The organism is Streptomyces deccanensis, assembly GCF_022385335.1.
GTDB classification, from domain to species: domain Bacteria; phylum Actinomycetota; class Actinomycetes; order Streptomycetales; family Streptomycetaceae; genus Streptomyces; species Streptomyces deccanensis.
In genome coordinates this window covers 8,421,317-8,434,202 of sequence record NZ_CP092431.1, presented here as the reverse complement: position 1 = coordinate 8,434,202, position 12,886 = coordinate 8,421,317, and the positions used below count along the sequence as shown (strand labels likewise).

Here is a 12,886-nt window from a genome sequence, read left to right as displayed (position 1 = left end):
GGGTCCGACAACGCCCGGCCCGCCCGGTGAGGGTGCCCGCGCTCAGAGGTCCGCCGAGGCGCCGGGCGCCAGCCGCAGGTGCTCCGCGCCGCCCAGGGCGCCGATCTGGCGGTCGTAGATGGGGCGGGCGAGGTCGGTGAGGAGGGCGTCGTGGATGTCGTACGCCCGCTGCGGCGCGACCTCGCGGACGTAGTCGATGACCTCGGAGATCTTGCTCCAGGGGGCCATGACGGGGAGCATCAGCGTCTCGACGGGGAGGTCGGGGACGGTGAGGGCGTCGCCGGGGTGGAAGACGCGGCCGCCGTCGACGAGGTAGCCAACGTTGGTGATGCGCGGGATGTCCGGGTGGATCACGGCGTGGAGTTCGCCGTGGACCTGCACGTCGAAGCCGGCGGCGGTGAACGTGTCGCCGTGGCCGACCGTGTGCACCCGGCCCGGGAAGGCGGCGGAGATCTTCTCGGCAACCGAGCGCAGGGTCCAGATCTCGGCGGCCGGGTTGCCCTCCAGGGCCGCCCGCAGCCGTCCCTCGTCGAAGTGGTCGGGATGCTCGTGCGTGACCAGCACCGCGTCCGCGCCGAGCGCGGCGTCCTCCTCGCTGAACCCGCCCGGGTCGATGACGAGCGTGCGCCCGTCCTTCTCCAGCCGGACGCAGGCGTGCGACTTCTTCGTGAGCTTCATGGTCATGGATCCATCCTGCCCGGGCGGGAGGTGCCGGGCCCACCGTGGCCGGCACCCCGACCGCGCTCACTCCTGCGGGGTGGTCTCCTCGCGGATGACCTGCTGGGCCACGCGGAACGCGCTGTTCGCGGCCGGCACCCCGCAGTAGACGGCCGCCTGGAGGAGGACTTCCTTGATCTCGTCCGGCGTGAGGCCGTTGCGGAGGGCGGCGCGGGTGTGGAAGGCGAGTTCGTCCAGGTGCCCGCCGGCGACGAGCGCGGTCAGGGTGACACAGCTGCGGGAACGGCGGTCGAGGCCGGGCCGGTCCCAGATCTCGCCCCAGGCGTAGCGGGTGATGAACTCCTGGAAGTCGCCGGAGAAGTCGTCCGCCGACGCCAGCGCCCGGTCCACATGTGCGTCGCCGAGCACCTCGCGGCGGACCTTCAGCCCGGCGTCGTACGGGTCCGGTCTGCCCATGGCCTCCGGCTGGACGGCGGCCGGGGCGATCTCGGCGACCGGTCCGGTTTGCGGCGGGACGGCCGCGAGGGCCGGCTTGACCGGGGCCGCCGGGATGGCGACCTGGCCGGTGGTGGAGTCGTAGGCGGGCTGCCAGGCGGTGGAGAAGTGGCGGACGAGCAGGTCGGTGACGGCGGCGGGCTGCTCGACCGGGACGAGGTGGGAGGCGCCCGGGACGACCGCGAGCCGGGCGTCCGGGATGCCCGCGACGAGCGTCCGGGCCTCGGCGGGGCCGGTGACCTGGTCGTCGGAGCCGACGAGGACGAGGGTGGGGACGCCGATCCGGCCGAGTTCGGCGCGGACGTCGAACGAGGCGAGTGCCTCGCAGGCGGCGATGTAGCAGCCGGGGTCGGTGGTGCGGACCATCTGCACGGCCCACTCGGTGATCGCGGGCTGCGCCGCCGCGAACCCGGCGGTGAACCAGCGGTCCGGGGACGTCCGGGCGATGGGGTCGAGGCCGTTGGTCCGCACGATCACCCCGCGCTGGCGGAACTCGTCGGCCGTGCCGAAGCGGGGCGAGGCGGCGATCAGCGCGAGCGAGGCGAGCCGTTCGGGGTGGCGCAGGGCGAGTTCGACGCCGATGGCGCCGCCGAACGCGCAGCCCGCGTAGCCGAAGCGCTGCACACCGACGGCGTCGAGCGTGGCCAGCAGGCGGGAGGCCAGTTCGGTGACCGAGCCACCGGGGTACGCCGGCGCGCCACCGTGCCCCGGCAGGTCGAAGCGGAAGATCCGCCACTGCTTGGTCAGTTCGGGGATCTGACGGTCCCACATGTGCCAGGTGGTGCCCAGGGAGGGGCCCAGGATCAGAACAGGGGCGTCTTCCGGGCCGTCGAAACGGTATTGCAGGGTGTTCGGTGGTGTCTCGCTCACCCGTCAGACCCTCTCATCTCTCACGGGTTCTCATATGGCCGGTCCCAAACTAGCGGCTCCCGGCACGCTGCCCGGGCAAGGTCCGGCACTGCCCGCGATCCCACGATCGCGCAGGTGTTCGCGGCTCATCGGCGACGAGCGTCGCGCCGCCCGGCGTGGGTGCGGCGCCCGCGGCCCGCACGACGGGCCCGAAAGTCTTCCGGAACCTCCCCAACCGGCCGCCCGAACTCCACACGGTGAACGCGTTCCGTCCTCACTCGGCGGACGGACGGGGCCGCAGCCGTGGACGGCCGGCCGGGAGGGACGACGGCGACGGTGTGGACGAGGGGTGGGTGTGGGCGGAGCGCAGGAGCGTCGCGGCGCCCCGGACGGCCGCGGTGTGAGGAGACGGGACCACTCGCGGCGGCGTCGGCAGCGGGCCGGTGAGGTGGTGGGTGATCTCGGGGCGGAGGGCGCCTCCGCCGGCCAGGAGGACGCCCCGGTGCAGGGCGTCGACGGTCAGGGAGGTGTGGTCCTCGCGGAGCATCGCCGTCAGCATCGAGGACACCGCCTCGGCGATCTGCCCGGGCATGGTCGTCCCGTCCAGGTCAGCGGTGCCGAGGGTGGCGCGGCGGGCGTCGGCGACGGCGCCGTCGCACAGCAGGACCACCTCGGTGAAGTGGGCGCCGATGTCCACCACGAGCAGCGGCCCGGCCAGGTCGGCGTCGGCGGCCACGGCGATGCTCCGGGCGCTGGACACGGTCAGGACACCGCACGGTCGCAGCACGTCGACCACCGCGCGTGCCCGGGTGCGGTGGGCGGGGCCGTCCAGGACGGGCGCGGTGACGATGACCAGGGGGCGGGTGGAGCGGGGCAGGTGGGGGCCGAGCAGCTGCCGCAGGGTCCCGGCGCTCCCCGGGGGCTCTGCGCGGATGCCGGGCCCGGCGGGGTACGGCGCCCCGGCATCGCGGCGGGACGCACTCGGCAGGTCGACGACCACGCCCCTGCCCGATATCCAGGCGCGGGTGCGGGCGCTGCCCAGGTCCAGGGCGAGGCCGCAGCAGAGGGGGCACCTCGGCCAGGGCCGGTGCCGGTGCCGGTCCTCGACGGTGCGCGGGTCGGGGGCGCCGGTCACGGGACCGCCTCCTTCACCTGTTGGCAGCGGGCGCAGTAGCGGGCCTGCGGCACGATCATCAGCCGTTCCCGCTCGATGGGGCGACGGCACAACCGGCAGGTGCCGTAGCCGCCCTCGTTCATCCGGGCGAGGGCCGCTTCGACGTCGGTGAGGACCATGCGGGCGGAGGCCGCGAGCTGGACCTGCACTTCGGTCTGCGAGGCGGCCCGTTCCCGCAGCCGGCTCTCGGCGCGCGAGGTGACGGGGCCGGTGAGCCGGCGCAGCTGCTCCTGGCGGAACAGACGCTGCTCGTGCAGGTTCTCGCGCAGTGCGGCGAGGTCGTCGGCCGACAGATGGGAGGTGCTGTCGCCGATGGTCTGTTGGTTCACCACGTCACCCCTTGTGAGGCAGGCCGTAGGAGGTCGGTACGGAGGCGGTTCGGGAGATGGGTCGGGAGGCGGTAGGAGAGGTGGGTCGGGAAGTGGTGCGGGCGGTGCTTCAGGTGGCGCGGCGGCGGCAGGCGACGCAGTGGCGGGTGTAGGGGAGGATCTCCAGCCGTTCCGCCGGGACGGGCCTGGCACAGCTCAGGCAGGCGCCGTAGGTGCCGTTCTCGATCCGGGCGAAGGCTTCCTCGATCTCTCGGAGGACGCCCCGCAGCGCGGTCCTCTGCGCGGACAGCAGGTGATCGTCCGTGGTCCGTCCGGCCTCGTCGAGCTCGTCGAGCGCCTGAAGCTGTGCCAGCCGGGAGGAGCGGGCGCTCTCCAGGCGTTGCCGGGCCTCGTCCAGGTGGGGGTCGGTGTGGGGTACATGCGTTGACATGGTGTCCACTCTGGCCGGGTCCGCGGCGGACGCCCATCGGGCGCGGTACCCATTTCGCACCGGGTCGAGGGCTCCACGCGGCGGGTCATGGGTGGTGCGCGCCCCCGGAAATGGGCACCGGGTCCCATCGACGGGGCACCTCGCGAGGGGCAAGCTGGCAGCAGTACCTCGCAGGCACCCCCGGGGCGGCGAGCAACGGATGTGGAAGGCGAGGCGTGCGGTCCGGTGTCCTTGTTCTGGCGGATCTTCGCCCTCAACGCCGTGGTGCTGGGCACGGCGACGGCCCTGCTGCTGTGGGCACCGGTGACCGTATCCGTACCGGTTCTGCTCACCGAGGCGATCATCCTGGTGGGCGGCCTGGTGGTGATGCTGGTCGCCAACGCCGCGCTGCTGCGGTTCGGGCTGGCGCCGCTGGACCGGCTCACCAAGCTGATGACCACCGTGGACCTGCTCCGCCCCGGCCAGCGGCTGCCCGCCGACGGCGGCGGCGAGGTCGCCGAGGTGATCCGCACGTTCAACGCCATGCTGGAGCGGCTGGAGCACGAGCGGGCCACCAGCAGCGCCCGGGCCCTGCTGGCCCAGGAGGCCGAACGCCGCCGTATCGCACAGGAGCTGCACGACGAGGTGGGCCAGAGCATGACCGCGATCCTGCTGGCACTCAAGCGGGCCGCGGACGACGCGCCCGCGCCGCTGCGCGCTGAGCTGCACGAGGTGCGGGAGATGACCCGGGCCGGTCTGGACGAGGTACGCCGGCTGGCGCGGCGGCTGCGTCCCGGTGTGTTGGACGACCTGGGTCTCGTCAGCGCGCTGACCTCGCTCACCGAGGACTTCGCCACGCACACCGGACTGCGGGTCGACCGCCGCTTCGACACCGACCTGCCCGGCCTCGCGCCGGAGACGGAACTGGTCGTCTACCGCGTCGCCCAGGAGTCCCTGACCAACGTCGCCCGTCACGCGGAGGCCGAAGAGGTCACCGTCGCCCTGCGCCACGCCGACGACCGGGTGGTCCTGGAGGTCACCGACGACGGCAGCGGCGTCCAGGCCCCCCGCGAAGGCGCCGGCATCCGGGGCATGCGCGAGCGTGCCCTGCTCATCGGCGCCACCCTGGACATCGCCCCCGCGCCTCGCGCGGGCACCCAGGTGAGACTCACCGCGCCCCTGCCCAGGAAGCAGCCGTGAACATGCCCGAGACATCCACGATCCGTATCCTCCTGGCCGACGACCACGCTCTCGTCCGCCGCGGCGTGCGGCTCATCCTCGACCAGGAACCGGACCTGGAGGTGGTCGCCGAGGCCGGGGACGGCGCGGAGGCCATCGCGCAGGCCCGCGCCCACGACGTCGACCTGGCCGTGCTCGACATCGCGATGCCCCGGCTGACCGGCCTCCAGGCCGCCCGTGAACTGGCCGTCGTCAAGCCGGGGCTGCGGATCCTGATGCTCACCATGCACGACAACGAGCAGTACTTCTTCCAGGCCCTGAAGGCCGGCGCGAGCGGGTACGTGCTGAAGTCCGTCGCCGACCGTGACCTCGTCGCCGCCTGCCGGGCCGCGATGCGGGACGAGCCCTTCCTGTATCCGGGCGCGGTCACCGCCCTGATCCGCAACTACGTCGACCGGGCCCGTCGCGGCGAGGAGGCCCCCGACCAGATCGTCACCCCGCGCGAGGAGGAGGTCCTCAAGCTCGTCGCCGAGGGCCATTCGTCCAAGGAGATCGCCGATCTGCTCTTCATCAGCGTCAAGACCGTCCAGCGGCACCGCGCCAACCTGCTGCAGAAGCTCGGCCTGCGGGACCGCCTGGAACTGACCCGCTACGCGATCCGCGTCGGCCTGATCGAACCCTGATACCCGAAGCCGGCACACATCACGACGAAGACGAAGGGGGGACGGGGCATGCGCCACGGCTCGCGTACCGCCCCCCTCGCGGTGCTGGCGGCTGTCGTCCTGGCGCTGCTGGCGACGCTCGGCGTCGCCGGACCCGGCGCGACGGGCGGTCCGTCGGCCGGCGTGGCGACGGCGGTCGGCCACCACGGGGACGGCCCGCCGCGCGCCGATGCGGGACAGGGCCTCGACCACGTCCTACGGGCGTCCGTCCGCCACCAGCGGCACGGCGAACACCCCACCCCGCGCGAACACCTCGCCCTCCGCGACCAGGGCACGCCCGTCGTCGTCCTGCCCCGGCTCGGACGGCTCGCGGCACCGACGGGGGACGTCCCCTTCCCGGATCCTGACCCGACCCAGGACCGTGGTCGGGCACCCCCGGTGCTCTCCGGCACCTGAAACCCCTTCTCCTCGTTCACCTCCACCCGGCCGGGCCGAGTCTCTCGGCGTCGTGGCCGTGGTGTGCCTGCCGGAGGCTCCGTTGAACCGTTCCTCGCGCGTCAGGGCGCTGCTCGCCCTGGCCGTGCTCGCCCTGTCCGTGTACATCGCCGCGACCGTGCCGGTCCGCCTCGGACTGGACCTGCGCGGCGGCACGCAGATCGTGCTCCAGACCCGTTCCACCCCCACCACCGAGGCCGACGGCGAGGCCACCGACCGCACGCTGGAGGTGCTGCGCGGCCGCGTCGACGCGCTCGGCGTCGCCGAACCCACCCTCGTCCGCTCCGGCGACGACCGGATCATCATCGAACTGCCCGGCGTACGGGACCCGAAGCGGGCCGCCGACGTCCTCGGCCGTACCGCGCGGCTCTCCTTCCACCCGGTCCTCGGCCCGGCCGAGGACGCCGAGCGCACCTCGACGACGCCGAGGCAGCCCGGCGAACGCGTCCTGCCCGACGAGTCCGGCGCACCGCTGCGCCTCGGGGCGGCGGAACTGACCGGTGAACACGTCGAGAAAGCGGCCGCCCTGATCGACCAGCAGGGCGGCGCCGGATGGCACGTCACGATCGACTTCAAGGGCGCGGGCGCCGACAGTTGGGCCCGGCTGACCGGCGAGGCCGCCTGTCGGCCGGCGGGGGATCCGGCCCGCCGGGTCGCCATCGTCCTCGACGACAAGGTCATCTCCTCCCCGCAGGTCGACCCGTCCGTGGCCTGTGGGACCGGCATCCGCGACGGCGCCACACGGATCACGGGCTCCTTCGGCCCCGAGGAAGCGCGCGAGCTGTCGCTCCTCGTCAACGGCGGGGCGCTTCCCGTGCCCGTCGAGACCGTGGAGCAGCGCACCGTGGGCCCGACCCTGGGCGCGCGGGCCATCACCGCCAGCGCCTGGGCCGCCGTCGTCGGTACCGCCCTGACCTCGCTGTTCATCGTGGTCGTCTACCGGCTGATGGGCGTCCTGGCGACCGTCGCCCTGCTCTGCTACGGCCTCCTCTCGTACGCCGCTCTGGCCGCGCTCGGCGCCACCCTGACCCTGCCGGGCCTGGCGGGCTTCGTGCTGACCATCGGCATGGCCGTGGACGCCAACGTGCTGGTCTTCGAGCGGGCCCGCGAGGAGTACGCGGCCCGACGCCGCGCCAGTGTGCGCTCGGCGCTGGCGGCCGGGTTCCGCGACGCCCTCAGCGCGATCGCCGACTCCAACATCACCACGCTGATCGCGGCGGCCCTGCTGTTCTTCCTGGCCTCCGGGCCCGTCCGCGGCTTCGGCGTCACCCTCGGCATCGGGGTCCTCGCCTCCATGTTCAGCGCCCTGGTGATCACCCGGGTGCTCGCCGAGTACGCCGCAGGCCGCCCGGGACTGCGCCGCCTCCCCCGGATCAGCGGGATCGCGACCACGGGCCTCGTCCGGGACCGCCTCACCCGCCGCGACCCCCGGCTGATGCGCCGCTCCCGCCGTTGGCTGGCCACCTCGGCCGCGCTGCTCGTGCTGGCCGGCGCCGGTGTCGCGGTGCGCGGGGTCGATCTGGGTGTGGAGTTCACCGGTGGCCGTCTCCTCGAGTACGCCACGACCGCCCCCGTCGACCCCGACCGGGTCCGCTCGGCACTGGCCGACACCGGATTCGAACGCGCGGTCGTGCAGTCCTCGGGCGACAACGGCCTGACCGTGCGCACCGATCCGCTGACCGACGCGGAGGAGGCCGAGGTGACCGGAGCCGTGCGCGACCTCGCCGAGGGGGCGGACAAGGTCCGCGACGAGCTGATCGGCCCCAGCCTCGGCGAGGAGCTGCGGCGGGACGCGCTGATCGCTCTCGCCGTCGCCCTCGGCGCGCAGCTCGTCTACCTCGCGGCACGTTTCCGCTGGGTGTTCGGCACCGCCGCGGTCGTCGCGCTCGCCCACGACGTCGTGATCCTCGTCGGCGTCTTCGCCTGGCTCGGCAAATCCCTCGACGGGCTGTTCCTGGCGGCCCTGCTCACCGTCATCGGCTACTCGGTCAACGACTCCGTGGTCCTCTTCGACCGGGTCAGGGAACTGGTCCGCCGCACTCCCTCGGCACCCCTGTCCGCGACCGTGAACCGGGCGATCCTGCAGACGATGCCCCGCACCGTCAACACCGGCATGGGCGCCGCCTTCGTGCTCGCCTCGCTCACCGTGCTCGGGGGGTCCTCGCTCACCGACTTCGCCCTGGCCCTCCTGATCGGCCTCGCCGTCGGCACGTACTCCTCCGTCTTCACCGCCGCGCCCCTGGCGATCGAGCTGCGCGGGCGTCCCAGGTCGACGGGCGACGGGCGTCAGCCGTCGGACCGCTGATCCGGACCGGCCGGTACGACGACGACGGGGAGCCGGGCGTGGTGGACGACCTCGGTACTGGTGGACCCCAGGGTGAGGCGCCCCCACGCGCCTGATCCCCGGGTGCCGACCACGAGGAGGCAGGCGTCCTCGCTCGCGTCCAGCAGGACCTGCGAGGGGCGGCCCTGCTCCGCCCTGACCTCCACCTCCACGGGTGCGCCGCCCAGCTGCTCCTGGGCCTCCGCCAGGGACGTGGTGACCGCGTCCAGGGTGAGGTCGCGGAGTTGGGCGTCCGCGTCGCGGACGCCGGAAGCGGTGGGCCACTCGATCCCTCGGTGCCGGGCGGTGAAGTCGTACGCGCAGACGGCGCGCAGGCCGGTGCCGCGCAGTCGCGCCTCCTGGAGGGCGAAGCGTACGGCCGGCTCCGAGGCGGCGGAGCCGTCGGTGCCGACCACGATCGGTGCGGGAGGGGCGACGTGGGTCATGAGGGAGGCCTCCAAGCCGTGTCGTCGTGTCCTGCCGTCCCGGAAAGCGTCCGCTTCAGGCTGCCGCAGCCCACTGTCCGCCGCAATCGGATGCGCGGGCGGGTGAGCCGGTGCGGGCCCACCCGCCGTGCCGTGTTCCGCCGCGCCGTGTTCCGCCCGTGTGGGTTCCGCCGTGCCGCGTTCACGTCGCGCGCCGGCCGTCGTCAGCGGGTGGGGCGCGCCCCGTGGTAGCGCTGTGCGAGCCGGGCGAGGGCGACGGCCGCGAGCAGGAGGCCGAAGTCGCGCAGGGCGATGTCGTAGTGGCCGGGGATGGTCAGCAGGTTGACGATGATGCCGGCCAGCCAGCCGGCCACCAGCCAGCCCCCGAACCTCGGTGCGAGGGCGACGACGAGACCGGCGACGATCTCGACGACGCCGACGGCGTACATCGCGGCCTGGGCGCTGCCGGGAACGAGGTCGTCGATCCACGGGGCGAGGTAGACGGGCCAGTCCACGAGCAGGTTGGCGAACTTGTCCAGCCCGAACAGGATCGGCGCGACGGTGAACCCGACCCGCAGGACGACGAACGCCTGGTAGCCGGGGTCGGTGAGGGTTGCCCGCCGGGGAGCGGCGGACGTGGTGGTTGTGGTCGCGGACGACATGACGCCCTTCTTTCTATCGACAACTTTCACTATCGATAGAAGCGCGCGGATTCTCTTTAGTCAATGGCTGTGGGTTTTACACTGGTGTTCGTGGACCACTCGGAAGAAGTACGGCCCCGCCCCGACGTCTCCGCCGTCGCCGCGCTCGACGAGCCGACGCGCAGGAGGCTCTACGACCACGTCTGCCGCCGCTCGGACCCGGTCGGCCGGGACGACGCGGCGGCGGACCTCGGCCTGGCCCGGCAGACCGCGGCCTTCCATCTGGACCGCCTCGCCGAGGAAGGACTGCTCGACGTCGTCTACGAGCGCCGCAGCGGGCGCTCCGGCCCGGGTGCGGGACGGCCGGCCAAGCTCTACAAACGCTCCTCCAGGCAGGTCAGCGTCAGCCTGCCCGAGCGGCACTACGAACTCGCCGGACGGCTCCTCGCCCAAGCCCTGGAGGAGTCCGAGGCCACCGGCGAGCCCGTGCGCGCGGTGCTGCACCGCACCGCCGACGACGTCGGCGCGCGCATCGCCGGCCAGGGCGACGGGGACGTGACCGAACTGCTGGAGCGGTACGGGTTCGAGCCACGGCACGAGGGTGATGCCGTCGTGCTGGGCAACTGCCCGTTCCACGCGCTCGCGCGGGAGCACACCGAAACGGTGTGCGGCATGAACCTGCACCTGCTCCGCGGCCTCCTGCGCGGACTGGGCGAGGACGACCTGCGCGCGCTCCTGGCGCCCGGCCCCGGGCACTGCTGCGTCCGCCTCCAGCCGGCCTCCCCCGCGGCTACCTGACAGCGCGCTCGGGATCACGGCTCCACGCGTCTCCGTCGGCGGGGCGTCGCGCGTGCCGTCAGTCGTCGGCCGCTCCCAGGCCGGTCAGGGCGCCCACCGGGTCGAGGTCCGGGGTGCCTCTCGGCCACCAGTCGTCGTGGCCCGGGTCGGACTCGTACGCGTACCAGAGGCCGTCGTGGCCGAGGCGGAGCTGGAGGTGGCCGTGGGGGTGGGTGAGGTGGTTGCGCCAGGGGCGGAAGGCCGGGAGGTCCGCGGCCAGGAGCAGGGGGCGGGCGCGGTCGAAGCGGCCCGCCGGCGGGTCCCAGGGCTCCTCCAGGACGGCCAGCCCTTCGAGGCCGCCCTGGCGCCAGGCGGCGACCGCGCGGGCCAGGTCGGCCGGGGTGCGACCGGTGGCCGCGGCGAGTGAGGAGTAGAGGGCGCGGGTGGTGGCGGTGAGACCGGAGCCGGGGCGGGCGGCGGCGAGCCGTACCGCGTCCTGCCACAGCGTCAGTTCGGCCACCGGGTCACGTCCCGTGGTGAGCAACGCGTGCGCGCGGGCCGCCGCGTCGGTCGCCAACTGGTCCAGCGCGAACGGATCCGGGCCGCCGGGCGCGCCCGGATACACCGGCGGCTGCTCCGGGTGCGGTGGCGGGGGCAACGGGGCGGGCAGCGGCGGGAGGGTGCGCGGGGCGAGGGCGTCACGGGCCCGCACACCCGGGAGCGGTGCGGGCTCCTGCTCCTGCGCGGCGCGCGCCGCACGGGCCGCGTTCCGCCGTGACAACGCGTCGAGCAACTCCCGCTCGCCCCGGCCCCGCAGCAGCAACAGCACGAACGGGTCCTCGTCCAGCAGCCGCGCCGTCTGGTAGCAGAGCGCAGCCGCGTGCTTGCAGGGGTGCCCGAAGTCGGGGCAGCTGCAACGGGGGTCGAGCTCCCGAGGGCCGGGCAGGAGACGCACGCCCCGGTCAGGTGCGGGTCCGGCTCCGGGGTCGGCCAGGCCGGGGGGCAGTTCCTTGTCCAGCAGCGCGGCGATGTGGGCGGGCTGTTCCGCCGCCGCGTCCAGGAAGCGGTCCCATTCGGTGTCGTCCAGCGTCCGCAGGCGGAGCTGCACCCGGTACGGCCGGGGCCTGCTGCCGTGCACGTAGGCCAGCACAAGCCCGGGCGTCACGGTGATCGCGTCGACGTTCCCCTTGTCGGCGTACGCCCGTCCGCGCGCCAGCCGTGCCGCGTCCAACGCGCCCTCTTCCAGCGCCGCCACCCACGCGTTGCCCCACCAGCTCTCCGCGAACGCCTCCCCGGCGGAGGCGCGCGGCGGGAACGGGCGGAAGGTGCGCCGCAGTTCGCCGTCCCGCGAGGGCGCGGCCATGGATCGCGGGACACGCGGGGCGGCCTGAGGGACGTCCGCCCCGTCGCCGGACGCTCTTGTCGTGGTCACCCCGCCGCTCACCCATGCGGCCGCCCCGTCCGTGGCTCTCGCGGCTCCCGTGGCGTCCTCGTCCGCCGTGCCGTCGGCCGCGAGACCGGGCGTGCTCGTCCGTGCCGCTTCGCCCTCCGTGACACCAGGTCGGTGATCCGGTCCCCAGGCCGCCACCGCCACCGGGCCCGTCGTCTCCGCGCCGCCCGCCTCCTGGACGTCGTCGGCGGGCATCTTGAAGGCGTCGGCGAGCAGTTCCCGCACAGCGCGGGCACGATCGGCGGCCACGCGGTCCCGGCGGGGCGCTCCGGGCCTCCGGCCCTCCGAAAAGGCTCCAGGGCCACGCCCCGCGCGGTCCCCCGCCGGAGCCCCGTCGCCGATCCCGCCCCGCGCCTCCCGCAGGCGACCGGACTGGCCGACGGCCGGCCGTGAGCCCCGGCCGCTCCCCCGGCCCACCCGCTCGGCAGAAGCCTCCTCCGCCGCCAGGCGGGCACCCTCGGCCGCGTCCCGTGCGGCCCTCAGGGCCTCCCGGGCAATGTCACCGGGACGGGCACCGGGCGCGCGCCTCTCACCCGTCCCACGCGGGTCACTCGTCTCACGCCGATCACTTGTCTCACGCGGGTCAGTCGTCTCCTGCCGGTCGTCCCTCTCCCGGGGTTCGCTCGCCGACTGCCTCCCACTCGACTCCCGTCCCGCGCTCTGCTCCCGCTTCGCCGGCTCCGCCCACTTCGCCTGCTCCTCGCTCTCGTCACCCGGGGCGGTACGCCCAGCGTCAGGAGTTGCCGTCCTGGACTCCGACGCCCTCCGCAGCGCCTCCCGGGCAGCGTCCCCCGGGCGCGCACCTCCGGCCTCCCCGGTCGGCCGACGCTTCACCGCACCGGGGTCGGTGCCGGGCCCGGTTTCCGGAAGCGCACGTCCGTCCGCGTCCGCCCCCGCATCCCGCGCGGCGCGCAGCGCGCGGCGGGCCGCGTCGGCGGGGCGGGCGCCCTCCGTACCCTCGGGTGTCCCCGCTGCCCCGCTGACGTCCGCCCCACTCACG

At 74.3% G+C, this 12,886-nt stretch carries 13 protein-coding genes; 5 read left to right on the top strand and 8 right to left on the bottom strand.

Annotated elements, in window-relative coordinates; all coding sequences use genetic code 11:
- Window positions 1–42: 42 nt before the first annotated feature.
- The 5 genes from L3078_RS37285 to L3078_RS37265 all read right to left on the bottom strand — a co-directional run bounded on the left by L3078_RS37285 (window position 43) and on the right by L3078_RS37265 (window position 3,955).
- A complete protein-coding gene (locus tag L3078_RS37285) occupies window positions 43–678 on the bottom strand; it encodes an MBL fold metallo-hydrolase (RefSeq protein WP_239760621.1) in 636 nt (211 codons plus the stop codon).
- 66 nt (window positions 679–744) lie between these two features.
- The gene (gene pcaDC, locus L3078_RS37280) at window positions 745–2,043 is read right to left on the bottom strand and encodes a bifunctional 3-oxoadipate enol-lactonase/4-carboxymuconolactone decarboxylase PcaDC (RefSeq protein WP_239758412.1); all 1,299 of its coding nucleotides are present in this window, start codon (window positions 2,041–2,043) and stop codon (window positions 745–747) included.
- A 253-nt stretch (window positions 2,044–2,296) separates the two neighbouring features.
- Window positions 2,297–3,157, bottom strand: a complete 861-nt coding sequence (locus L3078_RS37275; RefSeq protein ID WP_239758411.1) for an acetate and sugar kinases/Hsc70/actin family protein — start codon at window positions 3,155–3,157, stop codon at window positions 2,297–2,299.
- Window positions 3,154–3,528, bottom strand: coding sequence for a TraR/DksA family transcriptional regulator (locus L3078_RS37270; protein ID WP_239758410.1), 375 nt, complete (start codon window positions 3,526–3,528; stop codon window positions 3,154–3,156). The genes L3078_RS37275 and L3078_RS37270 overlap by 4 nt, the downstream gene beginning before the upstream one ends.
- Window positions 3,529–3,634: 106 nt before the next feature.
- Window positions 3,635–3,955 carry a TraR/DksA family transcriptional regulator gene (locus L3078_RS37265; RefSeq protein WP_239758408.1) on the bottom strand — a complete coding sequence of 107 codons (321 nt, stop codon included), beginning with the start codon at window positions 3,953–3,955 and terminating at the stop codon, window positions 3,635–3,637.
- Window positions 3,956–4,180: 225 nt separating this feature from the next.
- On the opposite strand from L3078_RS37265, the gene L3078_RS37260 reads away from it, so the two are divergent.
- The 4 genes from L3078_RS37260 (at window position 4,181) to secD (ending at window position 8,575) form a co-directional block, all read left to right on the top strand.
- The gene (locus L3078_RS37260) at window positions 4,181–5,134 is read left to right on the top strand and encodes a HAMP domain-containing sensor histidine kinase (RefSeq protein WP_239758407.1); all 954 of its coding nucleotides are present in this window, start codon (window positions 4,181–4,183) and stop codon (window positions 5,132–5,134) included.
- Between the two features lie 2 nt (window positions 5,135–5,136).
- Complete coding sequence (locus L3078_RS37255; protein WP_239758405.1) at window positions 5,137–5,796, top strand: response regulator; 660 nt, start codon at window positions 5,137–5,139, stop codon at window positions 5,794–5,796.
- A 48-nt stretch (window positions 5,797–5,844) separates the two neighbouring features.
- Entirely contained in the window at window positions 5,845–6,231 is a 387-nt protein-coding gene (locus L3078_RS37250; protein WP_239758403.1) for a hypothetical protein, read from the top strand.
- Window positions 6,232–6,313: 82 nt separating this feature from the next.
- Entirely contained in the window at window positions 6,314–8,575 is a 2,262-nt protein-coding gene (gene secD, locus L3078_RS37245) for a protein translocase subunit SecD (RefSeq protein ID WP_239758402.1), read from the top strand.
- Here secD and L3078_RS37240 read toward each other — a convergent pair.
- Complete coding sequence (locus L3078_RS37240; RefSeq protein WP_239758400.1) at window positions 8,557–9,039, bottom strand: universal stress protein; 483 nt, start codon at window positions 9,037–9,039, stop codon at window positions 8,557–8,559. The genes secD and L3078_RS37240 overlap by 19 nt on opposite strands.
- A gap of 203 nt (window positions 9,040–9,242) precedes the next feature.
- A complete protein-coding gene (locus tag L3078_RS37235) occupies window positions 9,243–9,680 on the bottom strand; it encodes a hypothetical protein (RefSeq protein ID WP_239758398.1) in 438 nt (145 codons plus the stop codon).
- A gap of 84 nt (window positions 9,681–9,764) precedes the next feature.
- On the opposite strand from L3078_RS37235, the gene L3078_RS37230 reads away from it, so the two are divergent.
- A complete protein-coding gene (locus L3078_RS37230) occupies window positions 9,765–10,457 on the top strand; it encodes a helix-turn-helix transcriptional regulator (protein WP_239760620.1) in 693 nt (230 codons plus the stop codon).
- 58 nt (window positions 10,458–10,515) lie between these two features.
- Here L3078_RS37230 and L3078_RS37225 read toward each other — a convergent pair whose 3' ends face one another.
- A complete protein-coding gene (locus L3078_RS37225) occupies window positions 10,516–12,885 on the bottom strand; it encodes an SWIM zinc finger family protein (RefSeq protein WP_239760619.1) in 2,370 nt (789 codons plus the stop codon).
- Between the last annotated feature and the right edge of the window lies 1 nt (window position 12,886).

What these genes read in the sequence shown, in the direction of transcription:
- L3078_RS37285 (WP_239760621.1), bottom strand. Translation starts at nt 678, where the DNA reads ATGAAGCTCACGAAGAAGTCGCACGCCTGCGTCCGGCTGGAGAAGGAC.
- L3078_RS37265 (WP_239758408.1), bottom strand. Translation starts at nt 3,955, where the DNA reads ATGTCAACGCATGTACCCCACACCGACCCCCACCTGGACGAGGCCCGG.
- L3078_RS37255 (WP_239758405.1), top strand. Translation starts at nt 5,137, where the DNA reads ATGCCCGAGACATCCACGATCCGTATCCTCCTGGCCGACGACCACGCT.
- L3078_RS37250 (WP_239758403.1), top strand. Translation starts at nt 5,845, where the DNA reads ATGCGCCACGGCTCGCGTACCGCCCCCCTCGCGGTGCTGGCGGCTGTC.
- L3078_RS37240 (WP_239758400.1), bottom strand. Translation starts at nt 9,039, where the DNA reads ATGACCCACGTCGCCCCTCCCGCACCGATCGTGGTCGGCACCGACGGC.
- L3078_RS37235 (WP_239758398.1), bottom strand. Translation starts at nt 9,680, where the DNA reads ATGTCGTCCGCGACCACAACCACCACGTCCGCCGCTCCCCGGCGGGCA.